Origin of the sequence: Clostridium kluyveri DSM 555 (genome assembly GCF_000016505.1) — a bacterium.
Lineage (GTDB): Bacteria > Bacillota > Clostridia > Clostridiales > Clostridiaceae > Clostridium_B > Clostridium_B kluyveri.
The window spans coordinates 1,656,705-1,678,967 of the sequence record NC_009706.1 but is presented as its reverse complement, the minus strand read 5'-3'; the positions used below and the strand labels follow the sequence as shown (position 1 = coordinate 1,678,967).

Below are 22,263 nucleotides of genomic sequence, written 5' to 3'. Positions count from 1 at the left end.
TTATAATAAATAATATATAGTGAATGATATTGAATGTCATTATCGTAAATTTAATTGAAATATATTTAGTTATTGTATGGATAATGATTTGTGGGGAGAATGTTTTTTAAAAGAAATAATGCCTAGCATGAAGAAATAACGTTTTGAATAAATTCATATCATGGTTTTTGTAGAATTTGTAGAAGAGGAGGAAGTATATTATGATGCCGATTACAATGATAAAGGTAGGAGAGACAAGTAGTATTAAGAATATTCTAGGTAATGACGATGTTCGCCGCCACTTGGAACATCTTGGATTTGTTCTTGGGGAACATGTAACTGTAGTGGCTGAAATAGCTGGAGATATTATTGTAAATGTAAAAGATGCTCGTATTGCCTTAAATAAATCTATGGCAAAGAGGATTATTGTATAGCATATTTATAAGGGAAAGGAGATAAGTATATGAAAACATTAAAAGACATCAAGTGTGGTGAAACAGTTACTATTGTTAAGGTACATGGAAAAGGTGCCATTAAAAGAAGATTTATGGACATGGGTTTAACTAAAGGTACTGAAATTTATGTGCGTAAGGTAGCTCCTCTTGGAGATCCTGTAGAAATTAATGTAAAAGGTTATGAACTCAGTCTTAGAAAAGAAGAAGCCTTAATAGTGGAGGTTAGTTAGATTAACAATTCACCAAAAGTTATAAATTTTAAGTGATTGACACCAATTAGGAGGGATGTAAATGTCAATTAAAATTGCTCTTGCTGGTAATCCAAATAGCGGTAAGACAACTATGTTCAATAATTTAACAGGCAGTTCCCAGTACGTGGGCAATTGGCCTGGTGTTACTGTGGAAAAAAAGGAAGGTAAACTTAAAGGTCATAAAGATGTTATTATTCAAGATTTACCTGGTATCTATTCTCTTTCTCCCTATACTCTGGAGGAAGTTGTTTCAAGAAATTATTTAATTAATGAAAAGCCAGACTGTATTATAAATATTGTTGATGGTACAAATATTGAAAGAAACTTATATCTTACCACACAGCTTATGGAAATTGGTGTGCCTGTGGTTATGGCCGTAAATATGATTGATATGGTTCGTAAAAATGGAGATATCATAGATATAAAGAAACTAAGAGAAGCTATTGGCTGTGAAGTTATCGAAACATCTGCATTAAAAGGCATTGGTTCTAAGGAAGTAGCTGAAAAAGCAATACAGCTTGCCAAAATGAAGGCTGTTTCTTCGCCAGGGCATACTTTTTCAAAGGCCGTAGAAAGTGCTCTGTCAGAAATTGAAGATAATATAAAAAATAATTTAAATGGACTAAATTCTCGCTGGTTTGCTATAAAATTATTTGAACGGGATGAGAAAATTGAAGAGCAGATAACTCTCCCAGATGATATAAAAGAACGCATAGAAAATGTTATAGATGAGTGTGAAAGAAAATTTGACGATGATAGTGAAAGTATTATTACAGATGAGAGATATTCTTATATAAGTAAAGTTGTAAAACAAGCTGTTCATAAGAAGAATAGAAGTAAATTAACAGTTTCTGATAGGATTGACAAGATTGTAACCAATCGTATTTTGGCATTACCTATTTTTGCAGTTGTTATGTTCCTTGTTTATTATCTTTCTATTTCAACAATAGGAGCATGGATGACCGATTGGGTAAATGATGTTTTGTTTACTGATATTGTACCTAATGCAGTGGAAGGTTTTCTAACAGCTATAGGTACTGCTCATTGGTTGAATTCTCTTATTTTAGATGGTATTGTTGCCGGTGTAGGTGCCGTACTTGGCTTTGTGCCTCAAATGATGGTATTATTCTTATGTCTTGCTTTATTAGAGGACTGCGGTTATATGGCACGTATTGCATTTATTATGGATAGACTATTTAGAAAATTTGGATTGTCAGGTAAATCTTTTATTCCAATTCTTGTGGGAACAGGCTGTGGCGTTCCAGGCATTATGGCAAGTAGAACCATTGAAAATGAGCTTGATAGGAGAATGACAATCATGGTCACTACTTTTATACCTTGTGGAGCTAAATTACCTATTATTGCCTTAATTGCAGGGGCTTTGTTTCCTGGATCCACGTGGGTTGCACCTTCTGCATATTTCTTAGGAATTGCAGCTATTATTGTTTCAGGTATTATTCTAAAAAAGACGAGAGTTTTTGCAGGAGATCCGGCTCCTTTTGTAATGGAACTTCCAGTATATCATGTACCAGGTGCTAAAGGTGTTCTCATTCATACATGGGAACGTTCAAAAGCATTTGTTAAGAAAGCAGGAACTGTAATACTTCTTGCTACTATCGGCGTTTGGTTACTAAGCTCATTTAGCTGGACTTTTAAAATGGTGGATATAGAACAGTCCATACTTGCTAGTATAGGAAATGTAATTGCACCTTTATTTGCACCACTTGGATGGGGTGACTGGAAAGCTGCTGTGGCTTCAATAACTGGATTAATAGCTAAGGAGAATGTTGTAGGAACTTTTGGTATTCTTTATGGTTTTGCAGAAGTGGCTGAAGATGGTGCACAGGTTTGGGGAAGTCTTCAAGCGGCATTTACTCCTCTTTCAGCATATACATTCCTTATATTCAATTTATTATGTGCTCCTTGTTTTGCTGCCATAGGTGCTGTTCGTAATGAAATGGCTTCAGCAAAATGGACATGGGCTACTATTGGCTATCAGACTATATTTGCCTATATCATTGCATTGATTGTATATCAATTAGGTTCATTATTTGCAGGCAGAGGTTTTGGCATAGGTACAGTTGTTGCTATTGCTTTAGTTTGTGTATTAATTTACCTCTTATTTAGAAAACCTGTTAAGGTTAATAATAAAGTTAGTGATTCTAAAAAACAGGAGGCGGTGGTATAATATGTCTACTGTCATAGTTGGAGTAATTTTATTTGGCATAATAGCATTTGCTGGATATAAAACTTATAAGTCTCACAAAGGAGGCAGCGGTTGTGGCTGTGGTTGCTCTGGCTGCGATAAATCTGAAAATCGTTAACACTAAAATATAAAAACAGCTGGAGAATCTGTCCAGCTGTTTTTATATTTTAAAACTGTAATATATTCAATAAAAAATAACACTTTGGTATAGTGTAGTGTATTTACAAAAAAAAATTAGTATATTATAATAAATTGTGTATTATAAATGATATTGAATATCATTATTATAATGTTTTTAATAGAAATTTATCTGGAGATTGCCGTTTTTTATTATTTTCCACTTGTTTAAATTTAAGGACAAGCATCGGCATGATTTGGGATAAGTTATTTAGTTTAGATAGAGAAAAGTACTATTTATGTTGTGAGCGAACTTTATCTAAATTTTAGAATAGCTTTATACATAATTTAAAGTTGGACAAGATAATGATGTCTAGATATGAATGAGAAAAAGGAGGAGGTGCCATGTATGATGCCATTAAACGGTGTAGCGATAGGGAGATATGCTGAGGTTAACGATATACAAGGCAGTGAGCGTATATGTAAAAAAATAATGGAAATGGGATTGAATAAAGGAATGGTTATACAGATGGTTAGAAATGACGAAGGACCTTTAATTATAAAAATAGGGGAAACCAGACTTGCACTGGGAAGGGGAATGGCGCAAAAGGTCATAGTCAAGGAAGTATAAGGTAGATATTTAATAGATGCACTTTTTCATAGATATATTCATGATAATGAAATTCAATGTCATTATATAATAATGTTATTTTTAAAAGGCAATTTATAAGTATAAGCCGATGAGATTATATGCATATCTTATCGGCTTAATTGTTATTGAGGACAGTAAAACAAGTTTTGGATTTAACAGGAATAAGTATCCCGCACTGCATTATTGAGTATAATAAAATTAGAAAAACAAGACAATAAAAGATGGATATACTAAATAAAACTGTAATATAATTGTATAGTATTACAAGAGGTGATTAAAATGAAACAACTCTGGTGGAAAGAAGCAGTATTTTACGAGATATATGTAAGAAGTTTTATGGATTCTACAGGGGATGGTATAGGGGATTTAAAAGGTATAATTTCAAAATTGGATTATTTAAAGGATTTAGGTATTGATGTGATATGGATTTCTCCCATGTATAGATCCCCTAATTGTGATAATGGATATGATATCAGCGATTATAGGGATATTTTACCAGAGTTTGGAACATTGGATGATTTTTATGATCTTCTAAAACAGGTTCATGTGCGTGATATGAAGCTTATAATTGATTTAGTTATAAATCATACCAGTGATTTACATCCATGGTTTATTGAATCTAGAAGCTGCAGAAATAATTCAAAGAGGAATTTTTATATATGGAAGCAGGGGATAAAAAATAAAGAACCTAATAATTGGAAAGGTATATTTGGAGGCTCTGTTTGGGAATATGACAGAAATACCAAGGAGTATTATTTTCACTTGTTTTCTAAAAATCAACCGGATTTAAACTGGGAAAATGGGAAAATGCGTGAAGAAATATATGATATGATAAATTGGTGGCTTGAAAGAGGCGTAGACGGCTTTAGGATAGACGCCATAAGTCATATTAAGAAAGATGTGCTTGATAAAAAAATGCCTTATGTTAAGGGCGAAAGGTATGTAGATGCCTTTGAGAGATATACTAACGTTCAAGGGATTTTTTATTATTTAAAGGAACTTAAAGAAAAGGCACTTAATAAATACGATATTGTTACTGTAGGGGAAGCAAATGGGGTTACTGTGGAACAAGCGCCTCTCTGGGTAAATGAAAAAGATGGTATATTTAATATGATATTTCAATTTGAACTTTTGGATTTATTTGAATCACAGTCATATCATAAAATAAGTATATTAGATATAAAAAGAATTTTATCTAAGTGGCAGAAAGTACTGGAGAACAAAGGGTGGAATGCACTATTTATAGAAAATCATGATGTACCTCGTATTGTTTCTATTCTAGGGGATAATGAGTATTTAAGAGAAAGTGCTACCTGTATTGCAGCTATGTATTTTATGATGAAGGGTACTCCATTTATATATCAGGGACAAGAAATTGGTATGACCAATATAAAGCTAGAGGATATTGAAGAATATAACGATATAAAAAGCAAGGAATTCTATTGCACCAAGATAAAGGAGGGAGTACCTAAAGAAAAGGTAATGAAAATATTAGGACTGTCCTCAAGAGATAATGCAAGAAGCCCCATGCAGTGGAATGATAAAAAGAATGCAGGTTTTACCACAGGTATTCCCTGGTTTAGTGTAAATGAAAATTATAAGAAAATTAATGTGGAAAATCAATTGAAGGATTCCAAGTCCATACTTAATTTTTATAAGAAAATGATTAGTATTAGAAGAGAAAATAAAGTTTTTATCTACGGAAATTACAAAATGATTTTAAAAGATCATATGAGTATATTTGCATATACAAGAACTTTTAAAGGTGAAAAGGCCATTGTAATATGTAATTTAAGTGTGGTTAATGCGTTATATAGATATGATACAATAAAATTAAATTATTCAAATTTTCTACTAGGTAATTATCCCATAGATAAAGAAAAATATGCTACAGAATTTGTATTAAAGCCTTATGAAACTAGAATTTATAAATTAAATTGTTTGGAGGAAGATTCAGTTTGGAAGAAAAATATGTAATAGGAGTTGATTTAGGGGGCACTAAAATAGCTGCTGCTTTAGTGGATTTTAAAGGAACAATAATATGTAAATATACCTTGCCTACAAAAGCAGAAGAAGGAGAAAAATATATATTAGATAATATAATAAAAATCATAGAAAAAGTAGTGAACTTTGGCGGAGTTTGCAGTAAAAAAATAAAATGTATTGGATTAGGAGCTCCGGGTCCTCTTGATATAGACAAAGGAAAAATTATATGTACTCCAAACCTGCCCTTTAAAAATTTTAATATTGTAAGCCCCTTGAAAAATCATTTTAAGATGCCCATATTTTTAGATAATGATGGTAATGCTGCGGCTATAGCCGAACACATGTTCGGTGCAGGAAAAGGAATTAATAATATGGTGTTTATAACTGTTTCTACGGGGATAGGAGGAGGAGCAATATTAAATGGACAGATATATAGGGGTAATACCAAAAATGCTCTGGAAATAGGACATATGACCTTAGATGCACAGGGTCCGCTTTGCAATTGTGGTAATTTTGGATGCGCAGAAGTAATGGCTTCAGGAACAGCTATAGCTAGAGAAGCAAAAAAAGCAGTAAAGATGGGATATAATACCACCCTTGCATTATATAAAAATATAACTTCAAAAGAGGTCTTTAAAGAAGCTCAATTAGGAGATAGTATATCACAAAATATACTAGATACAACTTTAAATTATTTGGGTATATGTGTAGCGAATATAATTACTTGTTTAGATCCGGAAGCTGTGATTATAGGTGGAGGAGTCTCAAAAGGGGGAAAAATCATCTTTGATAAAATAAATGAAGTAGTGAAAAGGAGATGCTTTGGTACAGTAAGTAAAAATACAAGGATACTTCCTGCACTTTTGGGAACAGATGCAGGCGTTATAGGAGCCGCAGCACTTGCATTTATAGAAGAAAAATTTTAGTGTTTTTCTTCTATAAATTATATGGATCAATTTAAAAAAGAACCTCAGTCTCATCTGGAGTTTCATCTGGGTTATCTAGTGGTGCAGTAGGTGAAATAGATGTTCTAATTTCTCCACCAGTTTCTTTTACAATTTTATTTAATTTATCAATATCATCATCCGTAATAAAATCTGCATCCAATATTACTTTATAGCAGATGTTTTCAATCTCTCTGAAACTACCAAAACCGCCCATTATAGGACTTCCAGGATGAGAACTGTATAGGGAATTTCTATAATTTATTATATTTGAAAAGTTCATTTCCGAATCTGAATCTATAGTATTTATGTCTATGTAATTATCATTTAAATCAAGAGCAGTGTTAAAACCATTCAAGTTAAGTTCTTCTACTGCAATATTAGCGTTTTTTATTCCTCTATAGTGAATTTCAATTCTCATTTTTACCATTCTCCTTATAAAATATATAATGTATTTTCCCACTTATTTTAAATAATATTCAATTTCTTAAAGTAGCCTATTTTTGATCACTTACATATTTATATATTGAGGTGATTTTATTGATAGTAGATGCTGTATTTGAAGGTGGGGGAATGAAAGGAATAGGTCTTGTAGGGGCAGTATGTTATTTTGAAAAAATGGGGTATAAATGGAATAGATTTGCAGGAACTTCTGCTGGGGCAATAATAGCCGCTCTTTTAGCAGTGGGGTATACAGGGGAAGAATTGAAAGATATCGTTATGAATTTGGATGAAAAGATATTTTTCAAGAAGAAAAAAATATGGGAGCTTTCCATGATAAAAAAATCTATTTCATTTTTTAAAGATAAAGGTATATATTCTTCAGATGCTGTGGAAAAATATATAAGACAATTACTGATTAAAAAAGGTAAGATAACTTTTGGAGATATAAGTATAGATGGAAAATCTCCTCTTAAAATAATAGCTTCGGATATAACAAAAAAAACTATGTTGATATTGCCAGATGATTTAAAAAACTATGGAATAGACCCTATGAAATTTGAAATATCCGAGGCAGTGAGAATGAGTATTAGTATACCTTTATATTTTAAACCAGTAAAATTTCATTATAAAGAAGGATGCAGTTATATAGTTGATGGAGGTATACTTAGTAATTTCCCTATTTGGATATTTGATACGGAAAAAGTTCCGGCCTGGCCTACTATAGGATTTAAACTAGTAGAAAACAGTGTGAGTTATAAAGAATCTAAAAAAACGGATTTTATTTCATATTTATTTGATATAATGGAGACTATGCTTGATAAAAATGAGGAGATATATGTAAAAGATAAATATGCAGTTAGAACTGTTTTTATCCCAACTCTTGGAGTTAAGGCTACTGAGTTTAATATTTCTAAAGAAATGAGATCGAAATTATTTAAATCAGGGTATAATAGTGCAGAACGTTTTCTACATCTATGGGATTTTCAAAATTATATAAGAGATTATGTGGTTAAATAAAAAATTATGTAGTGGATTTTAAAAATTAATTAATTTAAGGTAGATTGATGCGAAGTTTGCATCAGTCTATTTTTGTAGAAAATTAATTATATGTAATAATTCTTTTAAATATGGTAAAACTATTTGTGAAAAGTTAATAATAGTATAAAGCGTTCGGATAAATTTATGGGTTGGAAAGTGTGAGGTTATAAGGAGGTAGGTGCATTGACTGTTGGATCAAGAGTGAAAAATACATTGGTTACGCTTAGGAGCATTGAGAGTACTTTGAGGATATATTCTCTTCAAGAACAAAATAAAAAAGCTAAAGCTGCCTATAAAAAAGCTTTGGAAGAAGTTGATGGGGTGACCCAAAATTTAGATAAAAGATTAAAATTTTTGGAGTATGAAGAGCCTCAGTATAAAGGCAACTGATTTGGAGGAATATTGTATATGAAACCATGGATTGCAATTTTAGTTAAATCTATATTATTATTTTTTATATCCATAGCTTTTATAAGAATTATGGGGAAGAAACACTCAGCTAGGATGAATGCTTTTAACTTTATAAATTATAGTGTAATAGCAATCCTTGTAGCATTAATTTCTGTAAATGTTATAAACAACTGGGTATGGGGTATGTTGGCACTAGGTGTATGGTTTTTATTACCTATTGCTTTAGATTATATATGTATGAAAAGTAAAGTTATATATGATCTAATAAATGGCAAGGAACTTGTAGTTATAAAAGAAGGAAAAGTTATGGAAGAGAACTTAGGTAAAATAAGATATAGTGGGGAAGATTTATTGAGGGAACTTCGTTTTAAAAATATATTTAATTTAGCAGATGTGGAATTTGCGGTAATGGAATCCACGGGAGATATGAATGTAGTATTAAAATCGGATAAAAAACCAGTTACTGCAAAGGATTTGGGAATACAGGTAGCACCTGAAGGAGCACCTCAAACTGTAATTTTGGATGGAAACATAATAAATGAATCCTTAAGCAATTTAGGATTAAATCAAGGGTGGCTAAATACTCAACTAGAGTTATTGGGAGTATACTTAGATAATGTGTTTATAGGTCAAGTAAATTCAAAAGGAGAACTTTATGTGGATTTATTTGATGACGTTATTGAAGTCCCAAAATGTAATGTAAGAGAAATGTTATATGCTAACTTAGAAAAAGCTCAGTCAGATTTAATGTCTTTTGGGCTTGAGACAGAAGATGAAAAGTTAAAGAACAGTTATGAAAAAGATTCTATTATATTAAAAAATGTATTAGAGGAATTAAAGCCCTACTTATTAAGATAGAAGGTGACAATATGTCAAATAAAAAGACTAAAAAGTTGACTCCTCTGCAGAGAGAATATCAAAGTCTTGCAAAGGAAAAGGAACCCAAAAGAAAAGTACTTAAAAATTGCCTTAAAGCATTTTTGGTAGGAGGAATTATATGCACCATAGGCCAGGGACTCCAATTTATGTTTATAAAGTATTTTAATTTCACAGAGACAACAGCCGGTAATCCTACTTCTGCAGTTTTAATAATAGTTTCTGTAATTCTTACAGGATTTGGGGTGTTTGATCATATTGCACAGTGGTCTGGGGCAGGAACTGCCATACCAGTTACTGGATTTGCTAATTCTATTGCTTCTTGTGCTATAGAACATAAAACTGAAGGATATGTGCTTGGGGTAGGAGGCAATATGTTCAAATTAGCCGGTTCTGTAATAACTTTTGGAGTTTTTGCTGCATTTGTAGTTGCTATATTACAGATAATTGTTAAATGGTTAGGTGGGATTTAAATGATTCAGGGACATCAATCTTGGGTATTTGAGTCTAAGCCTGCAATAATTGGATGTTCTACTGTAGGAGGACCCTTTGAGGCAAAAGGTGCCTTAGCTAAGGAATTTGATTTACTTCATGAAGATATTTGGATTGGCCAGGATAGTTTTGAGAAAGCTGAAAAAAAATTATTAGAAGAAGCTTGTGATTTAGCTGTAAAAAATTCAAAATTAAAAAATGAAAATATAAACTTTTTTGTAAGTGGAGATCTTATGAATCAAATAATTACCAGCAGCTTTGCAGCAAGAACTCTAAAGATACCTTATTTGGGGGTATTTGGTGCCTGTTCAAGTTCTATGGAAGGCTTAGCTTTGGCATCTTTTATTATTGATAATAATGGAGCAGAATATGTACTTTGTGGAACTTCAAGCCATAATGCCGCTGCTGAAAAACAGTTTAGATATCCAACAGAATATGGAGGGCAAAAACCTCCGACAGCACAATGGACGGTAACTGGAGCTGGTGCTGCAGTTATTGGAAAAGCTAATGATAGACCTAAAGTTACCACAGCTACCATAGGAAAAGTGGTAGATATGGGAGTTTCAGATCCATTTAATATGGGAGCTGCCATGGCGGCAGCTGCTGTAGATACCATTGAAGCACATTTTAGAGATTTAAAAAGAAAACCTTCTGATTATGATATTATAGCTACTGGTGATTTAGGTAAAATTGGCCATGAAATAGCAGAGGATATGTTAAAAAGAGATGGGTTTGAATTTTCACAGGGAGTATTTAAAGATTGTGGTACTCTAATCTATAAAAAAGATCAGCCTGTATTTTCAGGTGCTAGCGGATGTGCCTGTTCTGCTATAGTAACTTATGGACACTTTTTAAAGGAAATGGAACGAAAAAGATTAGGAAAGATATTAATAGTTGCCACAGGGGCACTGATGTCACCTATGTCCTATCAACAGAAGGAAAGTATACCTAGCGTTGCACATGCAGTGTCCATAGAAATATAGAAAAGAGGTGCATTTTGTTTAATGGAAAAATTTTTTTGGGCATTTTTAGTAGGAGGAATAATATGTGTAATAGGACAAATAATGATGGATGTATTTAAACTTACTCCTGCACATACTACAACTACTCTTGTGGTATTGGGTGCCATACTAGGAGGTTTTGGCTTATATGAGCCTTTAATAAAATTTGCAGGTGCAGGTGCTTCTGTACCTATAAGTAGTTTTGGAAATGCTTTGGTGAAAGGAGCCCTTATGGAAGCTGAAAGATATGGATTAATAGGAGTTTTGACGGGAATTTTTGAAGTAACCAGTGCAGGTATTTCAGCAGCCATAATATTTGGGTTTATAGGAGCGTTAATTTTTAAACCCAAAGGATAGATATTTCAGAAGGGGGTGATAAAATATGACAGTTGGAACTCAAATGCAACAAGCTATAGCTGGAATTCAAAGCGCATGTGCAACCATGAAGACCTTTGCTTTGGAGACACAAGATGAAAATGCTAAAAATGATTTTGAAAATATAGCACAAAATCTAGATGAAGCGCTGCAAGTACTTAAAGGAAGGCAACAATTTATACAGCAGCAGGAACCCCAATATAATAAAAATTAAAAAATAACGCAAATAAAAATCCATAGTTAAATTGGTTTGATTATGGATTTTTATTTTATTAACATATTAAATATTATGTTAATAAAATAAAAAGTAAACCCAAAAAAACCTACTTAACAAAAAATAGCATATACTATATAATAAATATAAATAAGCACTTAGTATAGGAGGGAGCTATGAAATATAATTATGAAGAATGGGAAAGGATGAAAATTAAAGGAAAAACAAAGTTTATATTTAATTTTGAAAATCTTATGATCATAATTATGTTTATATTGATATTTTTAGTTATAAAGGGTGTAACTTTTAGACAAGGTTATTTATTAAAGGAATTCTTATTTTATGTTATATATATGATTATAAGTTTTTCCGTTCTTTTAATATTGGCTCAAAGTATAAAATGGAATTTGTATATCAAGTTTTTTAAAGGAAAATCAAAAAAAATATCTACTATTATTATAAAGTTAAATGAGATACTTATAGGACTTTTAACTTTATGGGTTCCTCTAGGAATTTTTTGTTCCATATTCATAATAAACCCTAATTCATATATATTAAAAAATCTCACTTTTACTTTAAATTATGTAGCATGTTTCACAAGTTATATATTGATTAATTCTATAGTTTGGATATTTATAGGTGTATTACTGGAATTATTTATTAATATAAATTTTTTAAAAGATAACAACCAAGTTTATATATTTATAAGTAAAAAAGTAGACTAATTTTAGAAAAATATGGTATAATGTATAAAAAATACAAGTGTATATATTTTTTATTAAAGTATTAAAGGGGGATTTAGCAATGGACGAAATAAAGGTGATAATAGATAGGTTTGAAGGTCCTTATGCTGTTTGCGAAAAAGAAGATAGAACTATGATAGACATAAAACGAATAAAATTACCTACTAATGCAAAAGAGGGATGTGTCCTTATTATTCAAGGAGATAAAATAACCATGGATGTAGATGAAACAGAAAAAAGAAAAAAACATATTGAATCATTAACTAAAAATATGTGGAATTAAATAATTATTATAAAATATAAATCCAGGAGTATTTTAACACAATGTTAAAATACTCCTGGATTTAGTGAATTGACTTTTTCTTATAGCTTTTTCCAGAAACCTCTACATGTCCTATAGTTATAAGTGCATTTCTATCAAAATCACTAACTATAGATTTTAATTTAGATATTTCTAATCGGGATACTATTACATACAACACATTAGTAGGCGTGTTAGTATATCCTCCTTTTCCATCTAATAGAGTAACTCCTCTGCCAAGCCTTGCAAGAAGGGCATCTGTTATATCTTGTGACTTATCAGTAATTATTAATACAGCTTTTGATTCATCTAATCCTTCTACAGTTATATCAATTAATTTAAAGGCTATAAAGTAGGTCACCATGGAATACATAGCTCTGTCCCAGCCAAATATTATTCCTGCGCTGCTTAATATAAATATATTAATAATCATTACAACTTCACCTATAGAGAATCCAGTACGCTTGTCCAAAATTATAGCTATAATTTCTGTGCCATCAGAACAACCGCCATTTCGCATAATTAATCCAATACCAATTCCAAGTAGTATTCCTCCGAAAACTGAGGCTAAAAGAGTATCATTTGTTATACTTTTAACAGGTTCTAGAAAAGAAACAATAATTGATAAAGCAGTTACAGAAAATAAAGTAGAGATTGTAAAAGTTTTTCCTATGTGCTTATATCCGATTATGAGAAAAGGTATATTTAAAATGAATATAAATAACCCTAGGGGTAAACCCGTGAGATAACTAGACATAATAGATATACCGGTAACACCTCCATCTATTACACTATTAGGAATTAAAAATATTTCCAGAGCTACAGCTGCCATGGTGGCTCCGATAAGCATAAACAAGAATTTAACAAATACTTTAAATATTTTACGACCTTTTTTTTCCACCAAACCACATCCTTTTGTATAAATTATATTGTTATTTTATTAACATATTATAAAAATAAATTTTATATTTATCTAACTATTATTTTTATAATCTGATTATGAGATATGTTATAAAATTTAGTATCTGTTTATTTAATTATATTTTATAAGTCTATATTTTGTCAAATATATTATGTAAAGTGGAATAAAATTATTTCAGCACAGAAATTTTCTATGCTGAAATAATTTTATTCCACTTTTCACATCTTCCTCCGAAAAAACCTACTGTTCTTTCTTTATTTAATATTTTTACTACTTCACATCTGTTAGAACACCCTGTACATTCAAAACTTTTAGATACAAAATTTACGTTTGCTAGATTGAATCCCATAAAATTAGTAGGGGATTTCTTTTTTTCTAAAGATTCCTTTGCTAAAATGGCAGCTCCCACAGCACCCATTACTTTGAAGTTTTTAGGGATTATTATTTCCTTTCCTAGTATTTCCTCAAAGGAAGCTTTCATTCCCACATTTGCAGCAACTCCACCTTGAAAGAATATCTGGGATTTTATATCTTTTCCTTTTGCTACATTATTTAAATAGTTTCTAACTAAAGCATTGCAGAGTCCTTTTATTATATCAGGATTACTATATCCCATTTGTTGTTTGTGTATCATATCAGATTCCGCAAATACAGCACACCTTCCAGCTATTCTGGCAGGATGGCTGGATTTTAAAGCATAGTTTCCAAACTCTTCAATAGGAATATCTAATCTTTCTGCCTGTCTATCAAGAAAAGAACCAGTTCCAGCTGCACATACCGTATTCATTGCAAAATCTGAAACAATACCATTTTCTAAAATTATTATTTTAGAATCCTGACCGCCTATTTCTATTATAGTTTTTACGGAATTATTTAGATTTAAAGCTGCTATAGCATGAGAAGTTATTTCATTTTTTATTACATCAGCACCTATAATAGAGGACGCAATATGTCGTCCACTGCCTGTAGTACCTACGGCTTTTATGTCTTTATCCTTATATTTGTTTCTTAGAAGTTTAAAACCTTCCTGAATTGCATTTATAGGTCTTCCTTTTGTTCTAAGGTACAGAGAATCTAATATATTTATATTTTTATCTACTATTACAATATCTGTACTTACAGAACCTACATCAACTCCCATATAATACATTGTTTTTTCTCCTTTCAAGTAAATCTAAAAAAGCTTCAATTCTAGTGGTGTATCCAGCTTCTCCAGTCATTTCATCTACTATTAAAGTTAGTATAGGAAAGTTTTTATCCTTTGATATAGTAGGAAGTATAGATTTTGATACAATTTCAGGCATACAACCTACAGGAAAAATTTGAATTGCACCATCAAATCCTTGCTTATGAGATATAAGGGCTTCACCTATACATTCACGGGCATGGCCGCCTATATACAGGTGAAGGTATTCTTTAGAAGCTCTTCTTATATCAAGTGAATTTAATTTTAATGTAGATAAAGCTGCATTTTTAACCCACCAACTTGGAGTGATACATCTGGATGTAGATACACCATAATCCATAAGTTTATCTTCTATAAATAAATTTGAAAAAGGTTCTATGATGGTATATATTTCACCTATTATAGAAATTCTTAAAGGATTTTTAGTTTTGCATATAGAAATTCCATTTAATTTTTCCATATATTTTTTTAATATGCTGAGCATTTCCTTTGGAGAAGTGCTTTTAAAAGCTTTTTGTTTACATTCTTTTAAAATATTTTTACATTCACCTTTTTTGACTTCATAACCAGCTAACAATTTTGCCTTGCTTTCTATCTTATCTATTAAATTAATTATTTTTAATGCTAGGGATGCTATTTTAAGCTTTTCTCCAGTAGTTTTCTTACTATTTGATGTAATTAGATTTATTCTCCGCATAAATTCTTTTATACCTATATCTTTAGGATAATCTATAACTATAAAATTCAGGTTATATCCTAGATTTTTTAGTAAGTTTATTTGAAGTTCACAATACTCTCCAAATCTGCAAGGACCACAGCTTCCTACTATTAAAATTGTATCTGCTCCTTTTTCTATACTTTGAATGTAGTTACCAATCATTATTTTAAAAGGGAGACACATCTCTTCAGGAGAATATAATGAACCTATTTCCAAAGCTTGCTTATTACTTAATGGAGGTATTATATAGTCAATTCCTAATCCATCAAATAAAGCTTTTGCTGCAAAACATGTATTTCCTAAATGAGGAAAAGTAATTTTCATAAATTTTCACATCTCCTTTCAAGCATATCCGAGAAAGCTTCAATTCTAGTATCAAAACCAGCTTCTCCAGTTTGTTCATCTATTTTTAGAACTAAGAAGGGAAAGTTTTTTAACCTATCTTTGATAAGCTCTATTACCACAGAGTCTATGCCGCAGGCAAAAGAAGATACATATATTATTCCATCTACTTTTTTAGTTTTTGCAGCATAAGTGGAAAAGCCATAGGAATTCTTGGCAAAGGTCCAAAAAGGTTTTTTAAACAAGTGTTTTATTTCATCATTTATTTGTACTTTATCTATATCTTCCTCAGTAAGTATACCTATGTTTAATTTATTTAGTTTTTTAATTATGTTCATATTGGAAAAACTATCGTATAAGTTATACGGATGACCCACTAGGGCTATGTTTCTAGAAAAAACTACATTATTCAATCTATTTGATGATAAGTTGTGAGAGTTTTGAGTTTTAATAGCCTTTTCATAGGCTCTGTTTATCTCTAAAATATTTTTACTAAACTTTAAGCCTGCATTTAAAATCCAGTTTCTAATTTTATTCTTAGAAAATGCATATATAGGATAGGTTAATGCCTCTGGCATGCCAGGTATGTTGTTTAATACCATTTCCGGAAGACCGCAAAATTTAGGACAGATAAATTCATCTTTATTCAGTTGCATTATTCTAGGAATAAGAATTATATCACATTTATCTTTTATGGAAGCTACATGACCGTGAAATATTTTTATTGGAAGGCAAGCTTCATCCACACAGTATTTTACCCCCATATCTAGTATATATCTATTAGTATCAGGAGAAGTTATTATTTCTGCACCTAATTCTTTGAAAAAAGTTTCTGCAAAAATATGATATTTACAATATAATAATCCTTTTGGAAGTCCTATTTTCATAAATTTATAAGCTGCATATAAATTATTGATATATATATTTTTTTTAGCAGCAAATACCTCCAGTTCTTTTTAGTATTTAATATATCATTTCTATATTTTACCTTAAATGCAGAAAATTATTCAGTAACTAAAATAAAAATAGAATAGTTGATATAATAAATATTATGTTTGTTTAAAAAAAGTAAACCAAAGAAAAGTAAATAAAAAGGATTTTTGCCTTCCTTTGTAGAATATATAACTTCGTTAAATGATTATTTAGCGATCTTATATATTAAAAAGGGGGCCTTTTATATCATGAAATATAGTTTAAACCAAATATACAATCCAGAACTCCCTGGATATTTGAATGATTTTTTAAATTATCTCGGTACAATTAAGGGTAAGTCAAAGAATACTTTAGAAGGCTATAAAGTTGACCTGACTATGTTCTTAAGATTTTTAAAGCTTTACAAAGGACTAGAAAAAGAGGGTTCTCAATTTGAGAAAATAAAAATAAAAGATATTGATATTGATATTATAAAACAGATAACCTTAAGTGATTTATTTGCTTTTATATCTTTTATAGAGAACTATAGACATAACAAGAGTTATGCCAGAGCCAGGAAAGTGGCTTCTTTAAAATCTTTCTTTAAATACCTTTGTAGCAAAGCTAAATTAATAAGTGAAAATCCTGCTCTGGAGCTAGAATCCCCTCAAATAAGCAAAAGAAACCCTATTTACTTAAGTTTAAAAGAAAGCAAGCTTTTACTTGAGTCAATTGATGGAAAGTTTAAAGAAAGAGATTACTGTATTATAACTTTTTTCTTAAACTGTGGGATGAGACTTTCAGAGCTTTGCAGTATAAATATATCCAACATCAAAGAAGATACCCTCACTGTAATAGGAAAAGGGAACAAAGAGAGAACCATCTATCTAAATAAATCCTGCCTGGAGGCACTTAAGAATTATCTGACCTCAAGAGATGAATATTTAAATAAAATAAAGGATAAGGATGCCCTTTTCATAAGCAAAAATTACGCTAGAATAAATAAAAGATCTGTTGAAATCATGTTAAAGAAGTATTTAAAAAAAGCCAACTTAGACAGCGAAAAATATACACCTCATAAATTAAGGCACACTGCAGCCACTCTTATGTATAAATACGGTCATGTAGATATAAGAAGCCTTCAAAAAATACTTGGCCATGAAAATGTGTCTACCACTCAAATATATACCCATGTAGATGATGAAAGACTTAGAGAAGCTATAAAATCAAATCCTTTAAATATAACTGAGAAATAAGAAATCGGCAATTGTTTTGTATCAATTGCCTTTATTTATATTTATTGTTTTTGGTTTATTTTTTATTTAATCAACATAATATTTATTATATTAACCATTGATTTTTTTATAGATTCTATAACTTTTTCTTATTAAATCAAGTATAAACTTGGGAATAGGTACTGTGAATTTATAAAAAATCGGTATATAATATATGAATAAGATGGATGATTCCCAATAGTTTTATATACTTCTACTTCTTCTTTTAATCCTGGTCTTCCCTTAGCATATATTTTCACTACATAATCATCAAAAGCCTTATGAGTAAATACTGCAGCATAATTACCACAGCCTAATAAATTCCAAGAATCTGGTATGTGTTTTACTACTACTGGTTTTTCCGAATTTATACTTCGAATAACTATATTAGGCCTAAGCTTTTTATCGATTATAGATATAAATTTTTCAATTTTTTCAACTTCTTGCATTTAAGATTCTTTTCTCCTTTACTATAGCATGGGTTTATCAGATTTCATCGGAAATGTCGATGCTATCCCTTAAAGTAATTACTTATTGTCTTTTATAATTTTTATCAATCCAGGATACTCTTCATGAATTATCTTTTTGAATTTATCTTTATTATCTAAAATTTCTCTTAAGCCATCTATATCATCTATGAATTCTACAGTGTTTTCTTTCATATCTTCCATGTAAGAATCACTCTGGTCCCGGTCATATGCCATCATTTCGGTTTCTCCAATTTGGTACTCTTTTGATTCATCTTCATCATCTAAAATTGTATCAATCTTTATTGCTTTCATATCATAGCCCTCTAATTCCAGACACTTACCGCAATTATTGCACTTTTTACTAGGATTTAAATCACATGTATTGCACTCATTACAGTTATTACAGGCTTTTTTTTCATTAAATATACATTGCTTTTTATTCATAAATATAATAAACTCCTTTTTTTTAATTATTTGATTTTTGGTTTACTTTTTGTTTAATTTACATAATATTTATTATATTAACATTAACTTCAGAATCAGTAAAACTAGTATAGAACATAAGTTTGCTATTTGTCAACTTTTGTGATATAATTCACATAAATAAATTTAGAGGAGTGTATCTTATGACAGAACGCAGTAATAATAGACAATCTCAAATATATAACTTTATAAAATCACAAATTAAACAAAAAGGTTATCCTCCTTCTGTTAGAGAGATATGTACTGCTGTGGGATTAAAATCTACTTCTACCGTCCACAGTTATCTTGAAAAACTAGAAAGACGAGGTTTTATAAAAAGAGATGCCACTAAATCCAGAACTATAGAAGTTATTGAAAAATCTCAGAAAAAAGAAATGATAGAAGTACCTATAATAGGTACTATAACCGCCGGTATGCCTATTATAGCAGTAGAAAATATAGAGGATTATTTCCCACTTCCCATGGATTATATAAAAAATAAGAGAGAAATATTTATGTTAAGGGTAAAAGGAGAAAGCATGGTGGATGCAGGTATATTAGATGGAGACTTATCCCTAATAGAAAAAGTGCACTCTGCAGAAAATGGGGACATAGTAGTAGCTCTCATTGAAAATGAAGCCACATTAAAAAGGTTTTTTAAAGAGGAAAATCATATAAGATTACAACCAGAAAATAAAAATATGCCCCCTATTATAGTAGATGATTGTAAAATAATTGGAAGATTAATAGGCATTTATAGACAATATGAATAAAATCAACCTAATCCTGATAAATAATTACTTTGTCAGATTATACTGGATAAAGCCATGAGTATTCCTATTTTAGCATGATCAAAAGTCAACCCTCCCTGCAAATAAGCTATATAGGGTTCTCTTATAGGAGCATCTGCAGATAACTCAATGGAAGAACCCTGTATAAATGCTCCTGCAGCCATTATAACCTGATCTGAATATCCCGGCATATCCCAGGGTTCGCATTGTGCAGAAGAATCTACAGGAGATGCTTTCTGAATGGCCCTGCAAAAGTCTATTAATTTTATCTTATCATTAAATTTAATACACTGTATTATATCACTTCTTTTATCATTGTATTTAGGCAGAACTTCAAACTTTGCAAGTTCCATGATTCTGGCACAAAAAACAGCCCCTTTTACTGCTTCTATAGAAATATGCGGTGCTAGAAACAATCCTTGATATAAGGATCTCATTACTCCAAAAGTTGAACCACATTCTCCTCCTATACCTGGTACTGTAAGCCTATAGGAGGCCTGTGTTACATACTCTTCCTTTCCCGCTATATATCCTCCGGTAGGTGCTATTCCTCCTCCTATGTTCTTTATAAGGGATCCTGCCACTAAATCCGCTCCTATATCTGTAGGTTCCATTATATCTATAAATTCCCCATAACAATTATCCACAAAGCATATTAACTCCGGATGAATTTTTTTCACAAAATCTATTATCTCCTTTATTTCTGATATGGAAAATGATTTTCTCCAGCCATAACCTGTTGATCTCTGTATATGCACTATTTTTACTTTATCATTTTTTATTAGATATTTCTCTACACTTTTAAAATCTATTTTATTATCCAGAGTTAAATCTATCTGATGATAATTTATGCCATATTCCTTAAGTGAACCCACTTTTTTGTCACTGCATCTACCTATTAAACTATGCAGTGTATCGTAGGGAGTTCCACAAACAGATAACATGGTATCTCCCGGACGCAAATTTCCAAAAAGAGCACAGCATAGTGCATGAGTTCCATTTACAAAATGAGGTCTCACAAGTGCACTTTCTGAATTAAATACTCTGGCATATACTCTATCTAAAGAGTTCCTTCCTATATCCCCATAGCCATAGCCAGAAGAATTGGTAAAATGAGATTCGCTTATCCCCTCTTCCTGAAGCGCATTCAAAACTTTTAACTGATTATATTCCCTTACTTCATCATAATATATGAATTCGCCTTTAACATCTTCTATTGACTTCTCATATAGAGAAATTACTTTATCATTTATTTTGTATTTATTTTTAAGTTCTTCTTTTGTTATATTTAACAAAATTATTACCTCCTAAGTATTACCTACACATAGAAAAGGAATAGGAAATTGCCTATTCCTTTTCTATGTGTAGATTTTTAAAATAAGTTTATGACCTGTCATCTGTTCCTGCAGGAGTATTAAACAGAATTGCTTTTGATGGTGTAATAGTAGAAAGTGCATGTTTATATACCATCATTTGTTTTCCATCACACTCTAATATAACCGTAAAATTATCAAAACCTTTTACAATTCCTCTAATCTGAAAACCATTAGTTAAGTATACAATAACCGGGATCCTGTTTTTTCTAGCACCATTTAAGAATATGTCCTGTAAATTGTTTGCTGGTTTACTCATAGTTTTCTCCCTCCGTAATCTTTATTTGTAGCAATTTTTTAGTTCTATAACAAAATTATTGGTACTTACTTTTTATTTTAGAAAAAAATGTTTGATATAATATATATTATATCAATATTTAACATTTTAACAAGTTACTAATGTATTAATTATGTAATTCACTATTTCTTTATTTGAGGTAAATTCATCTTTATTTACCCAAATAACTCTTTCATCTTTTCTAAACCAGGTTAACTGCCTTTTTGCATAATTTCTGCTTCCCTTCTTAATTAGGTATACAGCTTCATCTAAGGATATGTCCCCTTCTAAATACCTGATTAATTCTTTATATCCTATGCCCTTCATAGATTGCATATCTTTCGTATATCCCATGGATCTTAAATTTTTAACTTCATCTATAAGACCCTGTTCTATCATTAAATCCACTCTTTTGTTTATTCTCTCATACAATTTAACTCTATCCATATTAAGCACAAAGTAATATATTTTATAAGGTATATCATATAAACTATCTTTACTATTAAACTCACCTATGGTCTTTCCTGTAAGTTTATGTACTTCAAGTGCTCTTACAACCCTTTTTAAATCATTTGGATACAACCTTTCATAGGAAACAGCATCTATGTCCTTCAAAAGAGAGTGAACATATTCCCTTCCCTGCACTTTTGCTAAATTCTCCAGATAATTTCTATAATTCACATCCACTTTTGCATCTGTAAAATCATAATTGCAAATAAGAGAGTTTATATAAAGCCCTGTTCCCCCTACTAACATGGGAAATTTATTTCTACTATATATATCTTCTATGGTTTTTTCAGCCAGATTCTTATACCTTGATACATTAAAATTCTCTTTTGGATCAATAATATCTATTAAATAATGGGGAATTTCCTGCATTTCACCTTTTGTAATTTTGGCAGAACCTATATTCATATACTTGTATATCTGCATGGAATCTGCAGATATTATTTCTCCATCTATTTTTTTTGCCACTTCTATTGAAATATCTGTTTTTCCCACTGCAGTAGGCCCTGCCAGTATAAAAAGTTTCTTCATGTATTTACTCCCC

28 protein-coding genes are annotated in these 22,263 nt (G+C 30.8%); 18 read left to right on the top strand and 10 right to left on the bottom strand.

Annotation, left to right across the window (positions count from 1 at the left end; genetic code table 11):
- Window positions 1-200: 200 nt before the first annotated feature.
- The 7 genes from CKL_RS07880 to CKL_RS07855 all read left to right on the top strand — a co-directional run bounded on the left by CKL_RS07880 (window position 201) and on the right by CKL_RS07855 (window position 6,572).
- On the top strand, window positions 201-413 hold the full coding sequence (locus CKL_RS07880; RefSeq protein ID WP_012101998.1) for a FeoA family protein: 213 nt from the start codon (window positions 201-203) through the stop codon (window positions 411-413).
- A gap of 29 nt (window positions 414-442) precedes the next feature.
- Window positions 443-664, top strand: coding sequence for a FeoA family protein (locus tag CKL_RS07875; RefSeq protein WP_012101997.1), 222 nt, complete (start codon window positions 443-445; stop codon window positions 662-664).
- A gap of 61 nt (window positions 665-725) precedes the next feature.
- The gene (gene feoB, locus CKL_RS07870; protein ID WP_012101996.1) at window positions 726-2,873 is read left to right on the top strand and encodes a ferrous iron transport protein B; all 2,148 of its coding nucleotides are present in this window, start codon (window positions 726-728) and stop codon (window positions 2,871-2,873) included.
- A gap of 1 nt (window position 2,874) precedes the next feature.
- Window positions 2,875-3,009 carry a FeoB-associated Cys-rich membrane protein gene (locus tag CKL_RS19785; RefSeq protein ID WP_081427970.1) on the top strand — a complete coding sequence of 45 codons (135 nt, stop codon included), beginning with the start codon at window positions 2,875-2,877 and terminating at the stop codon, window positions 3,007-3,009.
- A 408-nt stretch (window positions 3,010-3,417) separates the two neighbouring features.
- The gene (locus CKL_RS07865) at window positions 3,418-3,639 is read left to right on the top strand and encodes a FeoA family protein (RefSeq protein ID WP_012101994.1); all 222 of its coding nucleotides are present in this window, start codon (window positions 3,418-3,420) and stop codon (window positions 3,637-3,639) included.
- Between the two features lie 300 nt (window positions 3,640-3,939).
- The gene (locus CKL_RS07860) at window positions 3,940-5,637 is read left to right on the top strand and encodes a glycoside hydrolase family 13 protein (protein ID WP_012101993.1); all 1,698 of its coding nucleotides are present in this window, start codon (window positions 3,940-3,942) and stop codon (window positions 5,635-5,637) included.
- On the top strand, window positions 5,619-6,572 hold the full coding sequence (locus CKL_RS07855) for an ROK family protein (protein WP_012101992.1): 954 nt from the start codon (window positions 5,619-5,621) through the stop codon (window positions 6,570-6,572). Before CKL_RS07860 ends, CKL_RS07855 begins: the two co-directional genes overlap by 19 nt.
- 31 nt (window positions 6,573-6,603) lie before the next feature.
- Here the strand turns inward: CKL_RS07855 and CKL_RS07850 are convergent, their stop codons facing one another.
- Window positions 6,604-7,011: a hypothetical protein gene (locus CKL_RS07850; protein WP_012101991.1), complete on the bottom strand. Its 408-nt coding sequence runs from the start codon at window positions 7,009-7,011 to the stop codon at window positions 6,604-6,606.
- Between the two features lie 119 nt (window positions 7,012-7,130).
- On the opposite strand from CKL_RS07850, the gene CKL_RS07845 reads away from it, so the two are divergent.
- From CKL_RS07845 to CKL_RS07805, 9 genes are all read left to right on the top strand, one after another.
- Window positions 7,131-8,051 (top strand): patatin-like phospholipase family protein, encoded by a 921-nt coding sequence (locus CKL_RS07845; protein WP_012101990.1) that lies wholly within the window; start codon window positions 7,131-7,133, stop codon window positions 8,049-8,051.
- A 204-nt stretch (window positions 8,052-8,255) separates the two neighbouring features.
- Complete coding sequence (locus tag CKL_RS07840) at window positions 8,256-8,462, top strand: DUF1657 domain-containing protein (protein WP_012101989.1); 207 nt, start codon at window positions 8,256-8,258, stop codon at window positions 8,460-8,462.
- Between the two features lie 18 nt (window positions 8,463-8,480).
- A complete protein-coding gene (locus CKL_RS07835; RefSeq protein ID WP_012101988.1) occupies window positions 8,481-9,341 on the top strand; it encodes a DUF421 domain-containing protein in 861 nt (286 codons plus the stop codon).
- Between the two features lie 11 nt (window positions 9,342-9,352).
- Window positions 9,353-9,832 (top strand): stage V sporulation protein AC, encoded by a 480-nt coding sequence (spoVAC, locus tag CKL_RS07830; RefSeq protein WP_012101987.1) that lies wholly within the window; start codon window positions 9,353-9,355, stop codon window positions 9,830-9,832.
- Window positions 9,833-10,834 carry a stage V sporulation protein AD gene (spoVAD, locus tag CKL_RS07825; protein WP_012101986.1) on the top strand — a complete coding sequence of 334 codons (1,002 nt, stop codon included), beginning with the start codon at window positions 9,833-9,835 and terminating at the stop codon, window positions 10,832-10,834. It begins immediately after the preceding gene.
- A gap of 21 nt (window positions 10,835-10,855) precedes the next feature.
- Window positions 10,856-11,209: a stage V sporulation protein AE gene (gene spoVAE / locus CKL_RS20255; protein ID WP_012101985.1), complete on the top strand. Its 354-nt coding sequence runs from the start codon at window positions 10,856-10,858 to the stop codon at window positions 11,207-11,209.
- A 25-nt stretch (window positions 11,210-11,234) separates the two neighbouring features.
- Window positions 11,235-11,441, top strand: a complete 207-nt coding sequence (locus CKL_RS07815; RefSeq protein WP_012101984.1) for a DUF1657 domain-containing protein — start codon at window positions 11,235-11,237, stop codon at window positions 11,439-11,441.
- Window positions 11,442-11,617: 176 nt separating this feature from the next.
- On the top strand, window positions 11,618-12,166 hold the full coding sequence (locus tag CKL_RS07810) for a hypothetical protein (RefSeq protein WP_012101983.1): 549 nt from the start codon (window positions 11,618-11,620) through the stop codon (window positions 12,164-12,166).
- A 79-nt stretch (window positions 12,167-12,245) separates the two neighbouring features.
- Window positions 12,246-12,467, top strand: coding sequence for a DUF3006 domain-containing protein (locus tag CKL_RS07805; RefSeq protein ID WP_012101982.1), 222 nt, complete (start codon window positions 12,246-12,248; stop codon window positions 12,465-12,467).
- A gap of 61 nt (window positions 12,468-12,528) precedes the next feature.
- Here the strand turns inward: CKL_RS07805 and CKL_RS07800 are convergent, their stop codons facing one another.
- The 4 genes from CKL_RS07800 to CKL_RS07785 all read right to left on the bottom strand — a co-directional run bounded on the left by CKL_RS07800 (window position 12,529) and on the right by CKL_RS07785 (window position 16,540).
- Window positions 12,529-13,386: a YitT family protein gene (locus CKL_RS07800; RefSeq protein ID WP_012101981.1), complete on the bottom strand. Its 858-nt coding sequence runs from the start codon at window positions 13,384-13,386 to the stop codon at window positions 12,529-12,531.
- Between the two features lie 211 nt (window positions 13,387-13,597).
- The gene (locus tag CKL_RS07795) at window positions 13,598-14,557 is read right to left on the bottom strand and encodes an acyl-CoA dehydratase activase (RefSeq protein ID WP_012101980.1); all 960 of its coding nucleotides are present in this window, start codon (window positions 14,555-14,557) and stop codon (window positions 13,598-13,600) included.
- Entirely contained in the window at window positions 14,538-15,635 is a 1,098-nt protein-coding gene (locus CKL_RS07790; RefSeq protein WP_012101979.1) for a 2-hydroxyacyl-CoA dehydratase, read from the bottom strand. Before CKL_RS07790 ends, CKL_RS07795 begins: the two co-directional genes overlap by 20 nt.
- A complete protein-coding gene (locus CKL_RS07785) occupies window positions 15,632-16,540 on the bottom strand; it encodes an acyl-CoA dehydratase activase-related protein (protein ID WP_012101978.1) in 909 nt (302 codons plus the stop codon). Before CKL_RS07785 ends, CKL_RS07790 begins: the two co-directional genes overlap by 4 nt.
- Before the next feature lie 294 nt (window positions 16,541-16,834).
- Between CKL_RS07785 and CKL_RS07780 the strand changes: the two genes are divergently transcribed.
- On the top strand, window positions 16,835-17,821 hold the full coding sequence (locus tag CKL_RS07780) for a tyrosine recombinase XerC (protein ID WP_012101977.1): 987 nt from the start codon (window positions 16,835-16,837) through the stop codon (window positions 17,819-17,821).
- A 131-nt stretch (window positions 17,822-17,952) separates the two neighbouring features.
- Here the strand turns inward: CKL_RS07780 and CKL_RS07775 are convergent, their stop codons facing one another.
- Both CKL_RS07775 and CKL_RS07770 read right to left on the bottom strand, forming a co-directional pair.
- Window positions 17,953-18,288, bottom strand: a complete 336-nt coding sequence (locus tag CKL_RS07775) for a hypothetical protein (protein WP_012101976.1) — start codon at window positions 18,286-18,288, stop codon at window positions 17,953-17,955.
- Between the two features lie 78 nt (window positions 18,289-18,366).
- Window positions 18,367-18,753 (bottom strand): hypothetical protein, encoded by a 387-nt coding sequence (locus tag CKL_RS07770; protein ID WP_012101975.1) that lies wholly within the window; start codon window positions 18,751-18,753, stop codon window positions 18,367-18,369.
- Window positions 18,754-18,935: 182 nt separating this feature from the next.
- On the opposite strand from CKL_RS07770, the gene lexA reads away from it, so the two are divergent.
- Window positions 18,936-19,544, top strand: a complete 609-nt coding sequence (gene lexA / locus CKL_RS07765; RefSeq protein WP_012101974.1) for a transcriptional repressor LexA — start codon at window positions 18,936-18,938, stop codon at window positions 19,542-19,544.
- 32 nt (window positions 19,545-19,576) lie between these two features.
- On the opposite strand, the gene CKL_RS07760 is transcribed toward lexA, so the two are convergent.
- The 3 genes from CKL_RS07760 to miaA form a co-directional block, all read right to left on the bottom strand.
- On the bottom strand, window positions 19,577-20,857 hold the full coding sequence (locus CKL_RS07760) for a methionine gamma-lyase family protein (RefSeq protein WP_012101973.1): 1,281 nt from the start codon (window positions 20,855-20,857) through the stop codon (window positions 19,577-19,579).
- An 88-nt stretch (window positions 20,858-20,945) separates the two neighbouring features.
- Window positions 20,946-21,194: an RNA chaperone Hfq gene (gene hfq / locus CKL_RS07755; RefSeq protein WP_012101972.1), complete on the bottom strand. Its 249-nt coding sequence runs from the start codon at window positions 21,192-21,194 to the stop codon at window positions 20,946-20,948.
- Window positions 21,195-21,320: 126 nt separating this feature from the next.
- Entirely contained in the window at window positions 21,321-22,250 is a 930-nt protein-coding gene (gene miaA, locus CKL_RS07750; protein WP_012101971.1) for a tRNA (adenosine(37)-N6)-dimethylallyltransferase MiaA, read from the bottom strand.
- Window positions 22,251-22,263 lie beyond the last annotated feature (13 nt).

Excerpts from the sequence above, each read along its gene's own strand:
- feoB (WP_012101996.1), top strand. The coding sequence starts at position 726 with ATGTCAATTAAAATTGCTCTTGCTGGTAATCCAAATAGCGGTAAGACA.
- CKL_RS07795 (WP_012101980.1), bottom strand. The coding sequence starts at position 14,557 with ATGTATTATATGGGAGTTGATGTAGGTTCTGTAAGTACAGATATTGTA.
- CKL_RS07805 (WP_012101982.1), top strand. The coding sequence starts at position 12,246 with ATGGACGAAATAAAGGTGATAATAGATAGGTTTGAAGGTCCTTATGCT.
- spoVAC (WP_012101987.1), top strand. The coding sequence starts at position 9,353 with ATGTCAAATAAAAAGACTAAAAAGTTGACTCCTCTGCAGAGAGAATAT.
- CKL_RS07865 (WP_012101994.1), top strand. The coding sequence starts at position 3,418 with ATGATGCCATTAAACGGTGTAGCGATAGGGAGATATGCTGAGGTTAAC.
- CKL_RS07860 (WP_012101993.1), top strand. The coding sequence starts at position 3,940 with ATGAAACAACTCTGGTGGAAAGAAGCAGTATTTTACGAGATATATGTA.
- CKL_RS07815 (WP_012101984.1), top strand. The coding sequence starts at position 11,235 with ATGACAGTTGGAACTCAAATGCAACAAGCTATAGCTGGAATTCAAAGC.
- CKL_RS07785 (WP_012101978.1), bottom strand. The coding sequence starts at position 16,540 with ATGAAAATAGGACTTCCAAAAGGATTATTATATTGTAAATATCATATT.
- CKL_RS07810 (WP_012101983.1), top strand. The coding sequence starts at position 11,618 with ATGAAATATAATTATGAAGAATGGGAAAGGATGAAAATTAAAGGAAAA.
- spoVAD (WP_012101986.1), top strand. The coding sequence starts at position 9,833 with ATGATTCAGGGACATCAATCTTGGGTATTTGAGTCTAAGCCTGCAATA.
- CKL_RS07770 (WP_012101975.1), bottom strand. The coding sequence starts at position 18,753 with ATGAATAAAAAGCAATGTATATTTAATGAAAAAAAAGCCTGTAATAAC.
- spoVAE (WP_012101985.1), top strand. The coding sequence starts at position 10,856 with ATGGAAAAATTTTTTTGGGCATTTTTAGTAGGAGGAATAATATGTGTA.
- lexA (WP_012101974.1), top strand. The coding sequence starts at position 18,936 with ATGACAGAACGCAGTAATAATAGACAATCTCAAATATATAACTTTATA.
- miaA (WP_012101971.1), bottom strand. The coding sequence starts at position 22,250 with ATGAAGAAACTTTTTATACTGGCAGGGCCTACTGCAGTGGGAAAAACA.
- CKL_RS07835 (WP_012101988.1), top strand. The coding sequence starts at position 8,481 with ATGAAACCATGGATTGCAATTTTAGTTAAATCTATATTATTATTTTTT.
- CKL_RS07790 (WP_012101979.1), bottom strand. The coding sequence starts at position 15,635 with ATGAAAATTACTTTTCCTCATTTAGGAAATACATGTTTTGCAGCAAAA.
- CKL_RS07880 (WP_012101998.1), top strand. The coding sequence starts at position 201 with ATGATGCCGATTACAATGATAAAGGTAGGAGAGACAAGTAGTATTAAG.
- CKL_RS07850 (WP_012101991.1), bottom strand. The coding sequence starts at position 7,011 with ATGAGAATTGAAATTCACTATAGAGGAATAAAAAACGCTAATATTGCA.
- CKL_RS07775 (WP_012101976.1), bottom strand. The coding sequence starts at position 18,288 with ATGCAAGAAGTTGAAAAAATTGAAAAATTTATATCTATAATCGATAAA.
- CKL_RS19785 (WP_081427970.1), top strand. The coding sequence starts at position 2,875 with ATGTCTACTGTCATAGTTGGAGTAATTTTATTTGGCATAATAGCATTT.
- CKL_RS07875 (WP_012101997.1), top strand. The coding sequence starts at position 443 with ATGAAAACATTAAAAGACATCAAGTGTGGTGAAACAGTTACTATTGTT.
- CKL_RS07780 (WP_012101977.1), top strand. The coding sequence starts at position 16,835 with ATGAAATATAGTTTAAACCAAATATACAATCCAGAACTCCCTGGATAT.
- hfq (WP_012101972.1), bottom strand. The coding sequence starts at position 21,194 with ATGAGTAAACCAGCAAACAATTTACAGGACATATTCTTAAATGGTGCT.